This window comes from Nocardioides stalactiti, from assembly GCF_014180715.1.
GTDB classification, from domain to species: Bacteria; Actinomycetota; Actinomycetes; order Propionibacteriales; family Nocardioidaceae; genus Nocardioides; species Nocardioides stalactiti.
The window spans coordinates 39,382-53,759 of record NZ_JACEFC010000015.1 but is presented as its reverse complement, the minus strand read 5'-3'; the positions used below and the strand labels follow the sequence as shown (position 1 = coordinate 53,759).

The following is a 14,378-nucleotide window of genomic DNA, read 5'->3' as shown; positions in this document are numbered from 1 at the left end:
AACCACTACCGAAATGGTCGACTTTCGTCGTACCCAGTGTGACCCCCCGGACCGGGCACGCCGGGCAGTCGCCCGGCGTGTCCGCCGGAGCGATCAGGTGCCGAGGCTGATGCCGCCGTCGACGTAGATCGTCTGGCCGGTGATGTAGGAGGCCTCGTCGCTCGCAAGGAACGTGACCGCAGCCGCGATGTCCTCGGGGAAGCCCACCCGGCGGACCGGGTTGGCCTCGGCGTTGAGGCGACGGAACTCCTCGACGTCCATCTTCAGCCGGGCCGCGGTGGCGTCGGTCATCTCGGTCGCGATGAAACCGGGGGCGACCGCGTTGGTGTTGATGCCGAACGGGCCGAGCTCGATGCCGAGGGTGCGGGTGAAGCCCTGGATGCCCATCTTGGCGGCCGAGTAGTTGGCCTGACCGCGGTTGCCGAGCGCGGAGATGCTCGAGATGTTCACGATCTTGCCGTACTTCTGCTCGACGAAGTGCTTCTGAGCAGCCTTGGCCATGAGGAACGCGCCCTTGAGGTGCACGCCCATGACCAGGTCCCAGTCGTCCTCGGTCATCTTGAAGAGCAGGTTGTCGCGGGTGATACCGGCGTTGTTGACCAGCACGTGGATGCCACCCAGCTCGGCGACGACCCGCTCGACCGCAGCGTCGACCGACGCGGAGTCGGACACGTTGGCGCCGACGCCGATCGCCCGAGCGCCCTCGACGACCGGCAGCTTCGCCGCGGCCTCAGCAGCGGCGGCCTCGTCGAGGTCGACGATCGCGACCGACGCGCCCTCCTCGGCGAACCGGGTGGCGGTGCCGAACCCGATCCCGCGCGCTGCTCCGGTGATGACGGCTACTCGCCCGTCGAAACGACCCATGACTTCACTCCTGCACGTGTGGATGCGCCTGCACGGCCACCGTACCGAGGTCGTCCGGGAGGGCTACGCCAGGGCCTGCCGCAACCGGTCGGCGTAGGCGGCGGACTCCCCTTCGGCGTACGTGCGCCGGGGCCAGAAGAAGCCGCGCAGGCCGTCGCCCTTGGTGCGAGGCACGACGTGGCAGTGCAGGTGGGGCACCGACTGGCTGACGATGTTGTTCATCGCCACGAAGCTGCCCTGTGCACCTAGGCCGTCGACCACCGCGGTCGCGAGGCGCTGGGCAGCAGCGACGAAGCCGTCGCGGAGGTCGGCCGGCAGGTCCGGCAGGGTCACGACGTGCACGCGCGGGACCAGCAGCACGTGCCCCTTGAAGACGGGCCGACGGTCGAGGAACGCCAGGAAGTCGGGCTCGTCGAGGACGAGGTCGGCCGGGGCGTCCCCCGCGACGATCGCGCAGAACACGCACTCGGTCGGACTACTCATGCCCCGACCCTAGGAGCCGTCGAGCGCGGCGGCAGCGGCGATGCCGATCGCGCTGACGGTGTCGACGACCTCCGACTCGGCGAGGTCGAGGTCGCCGGCGAGCCAGCGCGCCATGACCTCGGTGGTGCCGGAGACGATCAACAGGGCGACAGCACGCCGGCGGTCGGTCACCGGGCCGCCGTCGACGGCGAGGACGTGGCGCAGCAACAGGTCGGCGAACTCGTCGTACGCCGCGAGCCGTCGCTGCTCGAGCACGAGGTTGCGGGGCGACTCGACATAGAGCCGCGCGGCGCGCGGGTCGGCGGACAGCGTCGCGACCAGCGCCGCGACCGTCCTGCGGAGCCGCTCCTCAGGCGTCGAGGCCGCGTCCGTCAAGGGCGGGGTGATCGCGGCTCGGGCGCCGTCGAACACGCCGTCCAGCGCCGCGAGAAGGACCGTGTCCCGGTCGCCGAAGCTCTCGTAGAAGTAGCGCTTCGACAGGCCGGCCCGGGCACAGACGGCCTCGGCGGTGGCAGCCACGACCCCGATGTCGCCGACCACGTCGAGGCACGACTCGAGCAGCTGCGAACGCCGAAGCGAACGGCGGTCGTCGGCACTGACGCCCCGGTACGGGCGGACCGTCCCGGCAGGCTTCTCCGTCACGCCGTACATCTTGACAGCACCGCGATCCTGACGGATCCTCATAATCAGGAACGCCGCCGTTCCTACTTTGTAGGAGGTGCCTCATGGGCTGTTGTCTCGCTCTCGCCTATGTCGTCGCTCTCGTCCGACGTGGCTGGTTCGCCGCCGTCGGCGGGGCGCCCGCACCGACCGCTTCCTTCGCTCCCCCGGCGCGCCGCCCGGCGCCGGGCGGGACGCTCGTCGCCTCGGGGCCTGCGCCCGCCGTGGCGTGGGCGCCGCCGCGCAGCAGCACACGTGCCCGCCCAACCGGGAGAGTCGGGGCCGGGAAGGTGGGCGCCGGGACGGTGGGCGCCGGGCTCGTCGGGGCCGGCCTCGCCTGGTTCGTGATCGGCGTGGTCGGGATGCACGCGCTCGGCTGGTTCGCCTGGGCGGAGGCCTCGCTGCTCACCGACACCGCGTTCCACTCCTCCGGTCTCTGGCTGGCCGCGATCGGCGCGAGCGTCGTGGCGGTGCGGGCATGACCACCATGACCACGGACCAGACCGTCCGACTCCTGCTGCCGACCCACACCCGCGCCCTGCCGCCGGTCACCGCCCGCCGCCAGCGCCGCGCGATCCTGACGTACGGCGCGCTCTGGGCCCTCGGCGCGCTCCCCGGCCTGCTCGACCTCGGCGCGGCCTGGACCGCTGCCGGCCTCGGCCTCGCCCTCCCGGGCGGCGGCCTGCTCTGGGGCGGCCACCCGGTCCTCGCGGTGGCGGCGGTCCTCGTGCTCGTCCTCTCGGTCTTCACGTGGTGGGCCACCGGCCCGACCGTCCTCCCGCCGCTCGTCTGGCTCGGCACAGCAGGCCTCGGCGCGGCCCTGGCCGACCCCGGCTCGAGCGCCGCGCAGACGGCCGCCCTCGTCGCCGGCCCCGCGCTGGTCGTGGCCGCCGCCGTCGTCCACCGGTTCCGCCACGCCCGCCAGGTCCGGGCCGGGGCCCGCCTCAACGAGCGGCTCGCCGAGGTGGACTTCGTCATCACCGGCCCGCCCGGGCTCGACGTCCGGGTGCCGGTCGCCGAGCACACCGAGGCCGACCTCGCACACCTCCGCTACGGGCTCGACCTGGCCCTTCAGCCGCTCGACTCGTTCGAGGGCTTCACCCGCATCGACCAGTTCCGGGAGGCCGCCACCCGCTACCAGCTCAACGCGCTCGGCTACGGCCTCGCGATGTCGCAGTTCACGCGGACACCGGCCTTCAGCGGCTACCTCGCCGAGGCGCAGCGCAACGCGATCGAGAAGATGCTCGACCGACGGATCTGGGGCTACTGGGCGCTCGAGAACGCGTGGGGCAACCTCGACCTCGACCGCGACCCGGTCGACAACGGCGAGAACATCATGCTCACCGGGTTCCACGGCCTCATGGTCGGCATGTACGAGTCGCTCAACGACGACCGCTACTCGCGCCCGGGCGCCCTGACCTATCGCTGGGACGGGACGACCGACTACGCCAACGACTACGGCACGCTGGCCTCGTCCATCCACCGCAACGTGCAGGCCTCCCCGTTCGCCCTGTTCCCGTGCGAGCCGAACTGGATCTACACGGTCTGCAACACCTTCGGCATGAACACGATGCGCAGCCACGATCGGCTGCACGGCACCGACTACTTCACCGCGGTCGAGGACCGGCTGCGCACGTCGTACGAGAACGAGTTCCTCCGGCCCGACGGCCGTATCATCGGCGTCCGCAGCAGCCACCTCGGGCTGTCGTGGAACCTGTGGGCAGGCCCGTCCATCCAGATCACCACGTCGTACTGGATGCACGCCGCGCTGCCCGACATCGCCCGCCGCACCTGGTGGCTGCTGCGCGAGCACGACCTGCGCCGTGACAGCGGCACCGTCACCACCCGGCCGACCGTGTCGGCCCGACTCGACCCCGGCAACTACCAGCTCGGTACCGACACCTACAGCCAGGTCGTCACCCTGATGGCAGCCCGCGAGCACGGCGACGAGGACCTCGCCGCCGAGGTGCAGCGCGGGCTCGACGAGCAGCAGGAGATCGCCGAGGCCGACGGCGCACGGCGCTACGCGAACGCGTCCGGGCTCGCCAACCTCTACTCCCTGCTCGGGCGGTACGGCCGGCACAGCGCCCTGCGCGACCTCGTCGTGTTCGGCGCGCCCGAGGCGTGGCGCGCGGGACCGCGCCTGGCCGAGGCGGCCTACCCCGACGTGCTCGTCGCGAAGGCCGTCACCGACGGGCGCGCGCTCGACCTGGTGCTGCGGCCCGGCGCCAGCGCCCGCCGGACGGTCGTCCGGGTCGACCGGCTGGTCCCCGGCCACACCTATGACGTCCACGGCGCCCTCCTGCCGACCTGCACCGCGGGCGCCGACGGAACCGCGGACCTCGAGATCGACCTCGACGGCCGGCTCGAGGTGCGGGTGGCTCCGCGCGGGTGAGACTCAGTCCTCGACGAGCGGCTCGAGCACGCCGACCCGGAGCACCTTGACCTCGAGCTCGTCGATGACGAGCCTCTTGATCTGGCCCTCGCCGAGGGCGAGCCGCCCGATCGCGACCGCGCCGACCGCGAGGGCGCCGACCGCCACCGCGCCGATGGCGAGCGCTCCGACCGCACTGGCGCCGTACGCCGACGCGCCGAGGGCGAGGCTTCCGCGCAGCCGCGGGCCCAGGTCGAGAACCGGCTCCATGAGGGGGATCCTTCCACGCCGTCGCGGCTCGCGGGATACAGTTCCGTCACCACCGGCGCTCCGGGCCCAGCACGCCGACTGACTTGCTCCAGGACGGTCCCGATGCGCCAGCCACGCCTTCTCCACAGCAGCCTGGTGGCCCTCGCCGTGTCGAGCGCGCTGCTCACCGCACCGGCGCAGGCCACCCCCGGACCCGCGACCCCGGACCGAGCCACCCCCGCCGCACGCGCCACCCTGCCGTCGGTCGCGATCGGGGACGCTGCAGTGGCCGAGGGCTCCTCGGGCGTCCGCACCGCTCGGTTCACCCTCACCCTCTCCACCACGAGCGCGTCGGAGGTCACCGTCAAGGTCGCGACCGCCGACAGCACGGCCACGGTGGGCTCGGACTACAACGCCCTCAGCACCACCGTCCGGTTCCCCGCCGGCACCCAGACCGCCGTGGCCAACGTCGGGGTGCGCGGTGACACCATCGACGAGGCGACCGAGACCTTCCGGGTCCGGCTCTCGGCACCGACCGGCGCCTCCCTGGGGCGCTCCGCCGGGGTGGGCAAGGTGGTCGACGACGACCCGCCGCTGACCGGCCTCCGGGTCGCCGCCGGCGACGGGTCGATCGCCGAGGGCAGGACGGGCGCCCGCAACGTCGTCGTACCGGTGACGCTCTCGGGTCCGGCGCCGACCGCCCTCACCGTGGACTGGACGACGATCCCGGGCACGGCGACCGACGGCGTCGACTACTCCTCGCGCAGTGGCCGGCTGTCCTTCGCCAGCGGCGCGACGACGGCCTACGCCCTCGTGCCGATCCTCGGTGACACCCAGCACGAGCCGAACGAGACGCTGACCGTCCGGATCGCCACGCCCACGGGCGGGGCCAAGGTCGGCCGCCCCAACGGCACGATCACGATCACCAACGACGACCCGGTGCCGCCGGTCTCCCCCGTCGGCAGGCTCTCCGCCGGCGTCCTCCACACCTGCGCGGTCGTCGCCGGCGGCGCCGTGAAGTGCTGGGGCTTCAACGACGACGGCCAGCTCGGCAACGGCACCTACGGCACGGCGTTCGCGCCGACCACGGTGACGGGCCTCACCAGCGCGGTGAAGGTCGCCGCGGGACACGGCCACACCTGCGCCCTGCTGGCCGACACGACCGTCAAGTGCTGGGGGCTGAACACCGACCTCCAGCTCGGCCTCGGCGTCGACACCCAGCTCGACCGCAACCAGGACCGGCTCACCCCGGTCACCGTGCCCGGTCTGACCGGAGTGATCGCGATCGAGGCCGGGAGCCACCACACCTGCGCGATCCTGACCGGCGGCACGGTCAAGTGCTGGGGCGAGGGCTTCGGCGGTCGGCAGGGCAACGGCGGGGACTCCGACGTCGCGAGCCCGACCACGGTCGCTGGCTGGGCGGGCGCCGTGCAGATGTCTGCGGGGCTGCACCACACCTGCGGACGATGGGCCGACGGCACCGTGAAGTGCAGCGGCTCCAACTTCAACGGCGAGCTCGGCGACGGCACCCAGGTCAACCGCACCACCCCGGTCGCGGCGTCCGGCATCAGCGGGGCGACAGCCCTCGGCACCGGGCAGTACCACACCTGCGTCGTGGTGGCCGCGGTCCCGCGGTGCTGGGGCTACAACTTCGAGGGTGCCCTCGGCGACGGCACGCAGCAGACCAGGTACTCCTCGGTCCCGATGACCGGCGTGACCACCGCGTCCGCCGTGTCCCTGGGGCAGGACCACACCTGCGTCGTGCTCACCTCGGGGTCGGCCCGCTGCGTCGGGTTCAACGGCTCGGACGCGCGACTCGGCGACGGCACCACGAACGACAGCTTCACCAGCGTCCCCGTCTCCAACCTCAGCGGGGCGTCGGTGATCGAGTCCGGGGTCTTCCACACGTGCGCGGTCGTCACCGGCGGCGCGGTCCGGTGCTGGGGGTCGAACGCGGCCGGCCAGCTCGGCAACGGCACCGGCGCCGGGACCCTCACGCCGGTCACCGTCACGGGCGTCACGGTCGGCTAACCGGAGAAACATTGACGGCATTCTGTTGCGTGACCTAGACAAATCGGGCAACTTGTCTCACCGTTGAGGACGTGACCGCCTCCCCGACGTCCGCGCTTCCCCAGTTCCGCCTGTTCGGCGCTGACACCTGGCGCGACCCGTTCCCGCTGTACGCGGCGCTCCGCGAGCACGATCCCGTCCACCACGCCGCCGACGGTGACTACTGGGTGCTCACCCGGCACCGCGACGTCTTCGCGGCGCTGCGCGACCACGACACGTGGTCCTCGGCGCAGGGCCTGACCGTCGAGTACGGCGAGCTCGAGCGGATCGGACTCCAGGACAACCCGCCGATGGTGATGACCGACCCGCCGAGCCACACCGACTTCCGGCGGCTGGTGTCGCGCGGCTTCACCCCGCGCCAGGTCGAGAGCGTCGAGCCCGCCGTCCGGGAGTTCGTGGTCGACCGGCTCCAGGCCTTGGTCGCCGACGGCGGTGGCGACATCGTCACGTCCCTGTTCAAGCCGCTGCCGAGCATGGTGGTCGCGCACTACCTCGGCGTCCCCGAGACGGACCGCCCGCAGTTCGACGGGTGGACCGATGCGATCGTCGCGGCGAGCTCGACCGGCGCCTACGCGGAGGTGGCCGGCGCGGTCGCCGAGATGATGGGCTACTTCACCGAGCTCATCGCGTTCCGCCTCGAGAACCCGGCCGACGACACCGTCTCCCACCTGGCCGCGGCCGGCGAGGCCGACGACCCCGACGGGCTGCTGCGGATCTTGGCCTTCACGTTCACGATGGTGACCGGCGGCAACGACACGACGACCGGCCTGCTGGGCGGCGGTGTCCAGCTGCTCGCCGACCGGCCCGACCAGCGGGCGGCCGCGCTGGCCGACCCTGCGGCCGCGGTCGAGGAGCTGCTGCGCCTGACCAGCCCGGTCCAGGGCCTGGCCCGGACGACGACCCGAGAGGTGACCCTCGACGGCGTGACGATCCCGGAGGGCCGCAAGGTGCTGATGTGCTACGGCGCGGCCAACCGCGACCACGACTTCTACGGCGCCGACGCCGACGAGCTCGACGTCACCCGCAACCCGCGGCACATCCTCACCTTCTCCCACGGCGCGCACCACTGCCTCGGCGCGGCCGCCGCCCGGATGATGGCGCGGGTGACGCTGGAGGAGCTGCTGACCCGGGTCCCCCACTTCAGCGTCGACCGTGACGCGGTGACCTGGGCCGACGGTGGCTACGTACGACGTCCGACCAGCGTCCTGCTCACGGTGACCGATCGATGAGCCCGTCCCAGCCGTGGCTGGCGCAGCCGCGCGCGGACGCGGCGGTCGAGCAGATCCTGTCCGCGGCCGAGCGGCTCTTCTCGGAGAACGGGCCGTCCGGCGTCGGGATGGCGGCGATCGCCGAGGCGGCCGGCTGCTCGCGGGCGACGCTGTACCGCTACTTCGACGGCCGGCGCGCCCTGCAGACGGCGTTCGCCCACCGCGAGGCCGACGCGATCATCGACGTCGTGCTGCGGGAGGTCGCCGCGATCGAGGACCCAGCAGAACGGGCGGCTCGGGCCCTGCTCGGCGCCATGGCCGAGGTCCGCGCGCGGCCGACGCTCGCCGCCTGGATCAGCCCCGACAACACCGCGGAGCTGCTCGCCGTCCTCCACGACTCCCCGCTGATCGAGGCCGCGGTCGCCCGGTTCGCCGGCGACTCCGCATCCCCCGACCTCGACCTCGCCCGCTGGGTGCTGCGCTCGATCGTCTCGCTGCTCGCCCTCCCCCCGGCCGACCCGGACGAGGAGGAGCGCCTCGTCCGCCGCTTCCTCGCCCCGCTCCTCCCCCGGACCTGAGGGAGCAGGAGGAAACCAACCCTTTGAGTTAAGGGAAGTAGTGCTTTCCCTAACCCAGGAGGTGTGGGCATGGTCCGCCGGTCGTCCAGGCAGCGATCGTCCACGCCCAGTTCGAAACGATCCATCCCTTCGACGACGGCAACGGTCGCGTCGGCCGGGCGCTCGTCCACGGTCTCCTCCACCGAGCGGAATCAGCCGCGGCCCTGATCGTGAATCAGTCGGCCGTCACGGACAACGACCGAGCGGTGCGCGCGAGCGGCGACCTGAGGGTCGTGAGTGATCATGAGAACCGTCAACTGAGCCTCGACCAGGTCGTCAACGATCTGGAGAATCCCGTCCGCGGTCTGCGAGTCAAGGTTTCCGGTTGGTTCGTCGCAAAGGAGCAGTGACGGCGAGCACGCGAGAGCCCGGGCGATTGCGACGCGCTGCATCTCACCGCCCGAGAGCATCGTGGGCAGAGCGGTCGATCGAGAGCCGAGACCGACCGCTTCGAGCTTCTCCTCAGCGATCCGGCGGCGCTGTCGCCAGGAAGCCCCTTGGTAGATGAGCCCCATCCCGACGTTCTCCACGACCGTGCGGTGCGGCATCAGGTGGAAACCCTGGAAGACGAAGCCGATGGCCCGAGCACGAAGAGCGGTTCGCCGCCGCTCCGACAGGGATCCGGTGTCAACACCCGCGAAGCTGTAACGACCGCACGTCGGCCTGTCGAGGAGGCCGACCACGTTCAATAGCGTCGACTTCCCCGATCCAGAGCGGCCGACGATGGACACGTACTCGCCCTTGCCAACAGTCATCTGCGCGTCACGCAAGGCGCGAACAGTCGGTGGGCCAGGATAGTCCTTGGCCACGCCTTCCAGCTCGATCAGCGGAACTGTGCGGGTCATGAAAGAGCGCGCCGCTCACGCGGCCCGGAGCGACGATGCCGGTTCGATACGCGCTGCCCGCCACGCAGGGAAGGCTCCGGCCACCAGGCCTGAGGCGACCCCCAGCGCGAAACCGACGGGCATCAGCCACCACTCGGCAACGGGAGCCCAGCTCCGTGACTCCGCCAACGCGACGATCACCACCATCCCGATCGCGCTCCCGGCGGCACCGCTGACCACGCCGACGACTGCAGACTCCGTGAGGAACTGGACGACGATCTCCGCCCGCTTGGCTCCCAACGCCCGCCGCAGGCCGATCTCCCCTGTGCGCTCCATGACGTTCAGGAGCATGGTGTTCATGATGCCGACTGTTCCGGCCAGCATGCTCACGAAGCCCACCACGACGAACATCGCACGGGTGTCCTCGCCGACCTGCTCGCGAAGGTCTGTCGGATCGGGGGTGTAGCTGGCGGCGAAAGCGGTGGGGCCACTCGGCGCCAACGCGATCGGTCCCTGCTCAGCAACCAGCCGGGCGGAACCGGGACGCACGATGACGTGGAGGACGTCGGGGCTCGTGGCACCTAGGTGGGTCTGAGCGGTACGGGCCGGCATGATCACGGCGCCCAAGAAGCTGTTGTCGATCGCCTCATCGAAGATCCCGACGACGTCGTACGCGACGTCGTTGATGAAGACAACGCGCTGAAGGGCCAAGTCATCGACTCCGAGCTGTCCGGCTGCTTGCGCGCCAACGACCACGACGTTGTCACCACGCTCCTCGTGGCCGCGGTCGAACATCCGCCCGTCGGACAAACGCAACCCAAGCACCTCCCCCAGGTCAGCGGTGGCCGCGAGGACCGCCGGCGGAGTCGCTTCCGGGACGGTTGGGTCGTCCAAAGGCACAGCCACCACCGACGTGATTCCGGCAAGGCGCGCCGACAGGGCGACCCGCACAACGCCTTCGATCCTCGCCACGCCGTCGCCACTCGCCCAACGCAAACGCGGATCGCCGTGATTGACGGGCTCGCCAGCGTTCTCGATCGACACGTAGGTGGACGAAGCGGAGTCGAACCGCGCGATGATCTGGGTACCGGCGGTGGTCGTGAGCCCACTGATCGCGACGAGTGAGGCCACGCCCAGCATCGCACCGAACGCCGTGAGGAACAGCTTGCTCGGGCGGGAAACCGAGGAGACCAAGGCGTCCTGACACACGTAACGCAATCTCATTGAACGGACACGACCACTCGGTCGCCGGCATGGAGCTCACCGCTCACCGGCTCGACCTCGACGAGCGCGTCGGCGGCAAGCCCCAGATCGACCCCGACCCGTGAGATCCGTTCGTCCCCAGACGTACCGCCACGCACGACCTCCACGTACGTCGATCCGACCTCGTCGGTATGCAAGGCGGCGACCGGTGCGACGAGGACCCGGTCTTCTGTGACAGCGAACGAGAAGTGCACTGCCACGTTCGCACGCACCCAAGGTCGGAGTCGCTTCGCGCTCACCATTCGCACCATCACCTGGTCGACCTGGGACCTACGGAGGACTACGTCGACCACCCGCGCCACTGCTTGCAACCCGACCTCGGGGCCGACCAGCTCTGCCCGGGTTCCCCTCCCGATCACCGGCATCCAGCGCCGAGCGACCTCTGCGCGGACTTCGACTCGCACGCCGCGAAGCGCGAAGGCGACCCCGCTCGGAGCCTGACCCACACGGGCGTTGGACGCGTCGACGGTACGAGGAAGGTCACTCACGAACGTCAGCTCACCGCGCGGGACGAGCGCATGACCTGACCCCGGAGGTCGCTCTCCCCGGCCGATGCCGGTGGCCCCGACATGGTCGACAACGGCCGCTCGCACCGGTTCATATCCACGGGCGCGATAAAAGGTCTCCACGGCGCCCGCCGTCGACTCGTCGTACAGGTCATCGATGCCGGCGCCGAGGAACCCTGCCCAAGCCAGGTAGGACTCGAGTTGGCGGACATCCTCACCTCGCGAGCCGACCAGCAGCGTGCGGTACATCGGGACGGCGCCCTCGATCACCATGACCGGTCTCCCCGAGATCTCGGCCAGGACCGTGCCGCTCGTGAGGAGCTCTCCGGGCGCAACGAGGCCACCAGTGTAGATCGGCTCCCCCTCCAGGTTCCCGACGTCGCCAGCGAGGTTGACCTCCGTCCTGCCAATCTCCCGCACGCTTCCCCGAGCAACGACGTGGGACCGCAGCACCCGTCGTTGGATCGGCGCGGTGATCAAGGTGCGTTCAAGGCTGTCCTGGTTCGACCTCGGCGGCGGCTGGATTCGAGCCATGAGCACCCACGCGACCGCTGCGCCCGCGAGCGGTAAGGCGAGGACGACCATGAGAGACAGCGCGCGCCGGCGTCTCACGGAAGCCTCGAGTACGCCTCGTCGAGCAGCTTTCCGTAGTCGGCGCGGAAGGCACCGAAGCACTCGACGTAGTCGACGGCCGCCTCGGTCTCCCATTGGCGGACGGCACTCAGCTCATCCTCGGGGTATTCCGGTGCATGTGGGCCCGCTTCTTCGTTTCCCGAGGTGCCGTCTACCGCGATCCTGTCGAGGCGCCGCTGGGCCTCGTCGCGCGTGACGGTGTCGAACTCGGTGACGTCGGCGTCGGCCCAGCCACGCTCGGCCATGCACGTACTCCAGCCCGCCGAGATCCGCTCGAATTCAGCACTCGTCATGACGAACGTGCGAACGAAGTCGGCGGACTCGGTTAGCTCCGCGACCGGCGCAGCAAACTCCTCCTCCGCGGCGGTCTCGGCCTCAGCACGGCAGCCGTCACCAGTGCCGCCTCCTTCGAGCGCGAGCTGATAGGCGGCGTAATCACTCGGCGAAAGCGAGGCCTCATACGCTGCATTCCTGTCCGGCGCCCCCACGGACGACAGGTCATGGGCAAGTCCTGTCGACACCCCGAAGCCCTTCTCCTCGACCTCCTCGACGGTCAGCGTGAACTCGAGAAACCTCGCGTCTGCGTCGTCACCCGTCGGGATCGCAACCTTGTCCTCGTCGAAGACCTTCGGGAAGTAGTCGAAGCCTGCTTCGGCCATGCAGGCCGAGATCGAGTCCTCGGTGAACTTCCATTGATCGCTCAGAAGTTCCTTCATGCCTGCGTTGGACAGCAAAGCGGGCGGATCGGATGTGTCCTCCGAGCAGGCCGCGATGATGGGTGCGATCGCCGAGGCGACCACGACCATCTGCATCCACCCGGCCGCGACGCGCGTGCGGCTCATCTCTCCACCTCGACATACGGGACGCTGCCGCGGGAAGCGGCGTAGAGGAGGATCTCGTCAGCAGCAGGCGTGACCATCAAGTCGTAAGGGGCGACCGACTGATCGACGAACAACTTGTGCTCGTAGATCCAGTCGTACGCGTCGACCGACGGCCGGTCGACCGATCGGTCGACCGCCGCTTGCACGCGAGCGATCTCGTCCTCGCTGAAGGCATCGGCGTAAGCGACGCTCGTCAGCACCACGATCGCGAGGGCCTCCCGACGAGGGCCGCCGAAGTCTCCTCCGTCGTCGAGCATGCTCATCACGGCATCCCATGCGGCGTGGAGCTGGGGCAGCGTGCATCCCAGGTCGAGTCCAGCCATCAGGCGCTCGACGAGGATGTAGCGCTCATCCGATAGCCAGGCGCGAGGAGTGCAATCGATGGTCGAATCGACGAGCTCGCCCGCGATTCGCTCGATGAGCGCTCCCACGGCCAGTTTGTCCTGCGCCAGATTTCGAGAAATCTGACGCAACATCGAGGCGGTCGCGATCGAGGGCGGGGCCAGGTCGGCGTCTTCCCCGCCCAGTGGGAGCTTGCCGTCCAGGATGTCATCCAGATAGCGACCAACGGCGCCGACCTGCTCTTGAGTGAGGAACTGGCCGCGTGACCTCGCCTCCACCGCTGTCACCGACGCCAGTGCAATCAGCGTCAGGTCGTCGAACTCTGCGGTGGACATGAGCTCCTTGAAACCCTTGTCCCAGAGTCGACGGTTCTTCTCGTACCCGATCTCGTCCAGGGCCACCGCGACACGGTCACCGAAGGCCGACAGCGCGATGACCGACGTCAGGTAGGAGAACGGCTGCCCACTGTCGTAGACCGAGATCGTGACCCCATCGACCTGGGATGCTGACGCCACCAGGTTTCCGGCCTCGCGGCTAGGCTCAGATCGCCCATTGAGGGAGCACCCAACGAGGCTCAGGGCGAGCACCTGCATCGACACGCAGCGAAAGGCTGCGGCGGCACGCATCACGACGCGCGAACGGTCCACTGCTCGACCACGGATCCTTGACGATGACTTCCTTGGGTTGAGCTCTCGTCGTGATAGACCACGAAGTTCGACTTCGCGGAACAAACGCGTCCGCCACCCTCGAAGGTGGCGTTCTCGTCACGGAGCTCACCGACCTTGATCACGCAGTTCGATGAGTTGCTGTCGAGGGAGACGCTGCCTGTCTTGTAACCGGCGGTCGCGGAGGACAGGCTGATACCGCCCCACTTGTGACGCCCCACGATCGTCGTGTACGTCGTTCCCCAGTCGCGGGAGTAGTGCCGGACCGAGGTGACCCAGGACGTGCAGCTGACCCAGCCGCAGTCGCGCTGAACGTCGGCATAGAGGGACGTGTAGGCGTCGCCATGTCCTGTCCAGTTCTTGGTCGAGCTGATCTTGCCCGCCTCTGCAGGCCCGCCAATGGTGACCGCTGCCAGTGCGACCAGTCCGGCGACGGCTGCCCGGCGGGCTCCCGAGATGCTGCTCATGGTTCCTCCAAGGGTTGAGGTTGATCCTTCTGTCACCCCATGGACGAGGGAGGCGACGCTTTCCTTACGCCGTTCTGAGAAGAACTTTCGAGGACCGTCCACGGCTTCTCAGATCTCGCAACGTGGCGTGGGATCGAGGTCACCACGCCCGCACGACCATGGGTGGATCCAGCCGTGCGACCATCGACCGTCCCTTCGCTTCAGGAGCCTTTCGTGAACCGTCTTGCCACGCCTCTGACCCTGCCCAGCGGGCTGGTGCTGCCGCACCGGAT

15 protein-coding genes and 1 pseudogene are annotated in these 14,378 nt (G+C 69.9%); 6 read left to right on the top strand and 10 right to left on the bottom strand.

The window, feature by feature from the left end; genetic code table 11:
- Positions 1 to 93 precede the first annotated feature (93 nt).
- The 3 genes from H0487_RS05055 to H0487_RS05045 all read right to left on the bottom strand — a co-directional run bounded on the left by H0487_RS05055 (position 94) and on the right by H0487_RS05045 (position 1,989).
- Positions 94 to 864, bottom strand: coding sequence for an SDR family NAD(P)-dependent oxidoreductase (locus H0487_RS05055; RefSeq protein ID WP_183093138.1), 771 nt, complete (start codon positions 862 to 864; stop codon positions 94 to 96).
- A gap of 63 nt (positions 865 to 927) precedes the next feature.
- Complete coding sequence (locus H0487_RS05050) at positions 928 to 1,347, bottom strand: HIT family protein (RefSeq protein ID WP_183093137.1); 420 nt, start codon at positions 1,345 to 1,347, stop codon at positions 928 to 930.
- 9 nt (positions 1,348 to 1,356) lie between these two features.
- Positions 1,357 to 1,989 carry a TetR/AcrR family transcriptional regulator gene (locus H0487_RS05045; RefSeq protein WP_183093136.1) on the bottom strand — a complete coding sequence of 211 codons (633 nt, stop codon included), beginning with the start codon at positions 1,987 to 1,989 and terminating at the stop codon, positions 1,357 to 1,359.
- An 83-nt stretch (positions 1,990 to 2,072) separates the two neighbouring features.
- On the opposite strand from H0487_RS05045, the gene H0487_RS05040 reads away from it, so the two are divergent.
- Positions 2,073 to 2,489: a hypothetical protein gene (locus H0487_RS05040; protein WP_183093135.1), complete on the top strand. Its 417-nt coding sequence runs from the start codon at positions 2,073 to 2,075 to the stop codon at positions 2,487 to 2,489.
- Positions 2,486 to 4,402 (top strand): linalool dehydratase/isomerase domain-containing protein, encoded by a 1,917-nt coding sequence (locus H0487_RS05035; protein WP_183093134.1) that lies wholly within the window; start codon positions 2,486 to 2,488, stop codon positions 4,400 to 4,402. Before H0487_RS05040 ends, H0487_RS05035 begins: the two co-directional genes overlap by 4 nt.
- A 3-nt stretch (positions 4,403 to 4,405) precedes the next feature.
- On the opposite strand, the gene H0487_RS05030 is transcribed toward H0487_RS05035, so the two are convergent.
- Positions 4,406 to 4,651: a hypothetical protein gene (locus H0487_RS05030; RefSeq protein WP_183093133.1), complete on the bottom strand. Its 246-nt coding sequence runs from the start codon at positions 4,649 to 4,651 to the stop codon at positions 4,406 to 4,408.
- Between the two features lie 102 nt (positions 4,652 to 4,753).
- Between H0487_RS05030 and H0487_RS05025 the strand changes: the two genes are divergently transcribed.
- The 4 genes and pseudogenes from H0487_RS05025 to H0487_RS24560 form a co-directional block, all read left to right on the top strand.
- Positions 4,754 to 6,661 (top strand): Calx-beta domain-containing protein, encoded by a 1,908-nt coding sequence (locus H0487_RS05025; protein ID WP_183093132.1) that lies wholly within the window; start codon positions 4,754 to 4,756, stop codon positions 6,659 to 6,661.
- A gap of 71 nt (positions 6,662 to 6,732) precedes the next feature.
- A complete protein-coding gene (locus H0487_RS05020) occupies positions 6,733 to 7,929 on the top strand; it encodes a cytochrome P450 (RefSeq protein WP_183093131.1) in 1,197 nt (398 codons plus the stop codon).
- A complete protein-coding gene (locus tag H0487_RS05015) occupies positions 7,926 to 8,486 on the top strand; it encodes a TetR/AcrR family transcriptional regulator (RefSeq protein WP_183093130.1) in 561 nt (186 codons plus the stop codon). The genes H0487_RS05020 and H0487_RS05015 overlap by 4 nt, the downstream gene beginning before the upstream one ends.
- A gap of 83 nt (positions 8,487 to 8,569) precedes the next feature.
- A pseudogene (locus H0487_RS24560) lies at positions 8,570 to 8,650 on the top strand (Fic family protein); the annotation flags it as partial.
- 27 nt (positions 8,651 to 8,677) lie between these two features.
- Here H0487_RS24560 and H0487_RS05005 read toward each other — a convergent pair.
- Genes H0487_RS05005 through H0487_RS04980 form a run of 6 tightly spaced genes read right to left on the bottom strand, consistent with a single transcriptional unit; the run spans position 8,678 to position 14,106 of the window.
- Positions 8,678 to 9,370, bottom strand: a complete 693-nt coding sequence (locus H0487_RS05005) for an ABC transporter ATP-binding protein (protein WP_183093129.1) — start codon at positions 9,368 to 9,370, stop codon at positions 8,678 to 8,680.
- Between the two features lie 15 nt (positions 9,371 to 9,385).
- The gene (locus tag H0487_RS05000) at positions 9,386 to 10,573 is read right to left on the bottom strand and encodes an ABC transporter permease (RefSeq protein ID WP_183093128.1); all 1,188 of its coding nucleotides are present in this window, start codon (positions 10,571 to 10,573) and stop codon (positions 9,386 to 9,388) included.
- Entirely contained in the window at positions 10,570 to 11,703 is a 1,134-nt protein-coding gene (locus tag H0487_RS04995; RefSeq protein WP_183093127.1) for a peptidoglycan-binding domain-containing protein, read from the bottom strand. Before H0487_RS04995 ends, H0487_RS05000 begins: the two co-directional genes overlap by 4 nt.
- A gap of 23 nt (positions 11,704 to 11,726) precedes the next feature.
- A complete protein-coding gene (locus tag H0487_RS04990) occupies positions 11,727 to 12,593 on the bottom strand; it encodes a hypothetical protein (RefSeq protein WP_183093126.1) in 867 nt (288 codons plus the stop codon).
- Positions 12,590 to 13,621, bottom strand: coding sequence for a hypothetical protein (locus H0487_RS04985; protein ID WP_183093125.1), 1,032 nt, complete (start codon positions 13,619 to 13,621; stop codon positions 12,590 to 12,592). Before H0487_RS04985 ends, H0487_RS04990 begins: the two co-directional genes overlap by 4 nt.
- Positions 13,600 to 14,106 (bottom strand): hypothetical protein, encoded by a 507-nt coding sequence (locus H0487_RS04980; RefSeq protein ID WP_183093124.1) that lies wholly within the window; start codon positions 14,104 to 14,106, stop codon positions 13,600 to 13,602. The genes H0487_RS04985 and H0487_RS04980 overlap by 22 nt, the downstream gene beginning before the upstream one ends.
- Positions 14,107 to 14,378 lie beyond the last annotated feature (272 nt).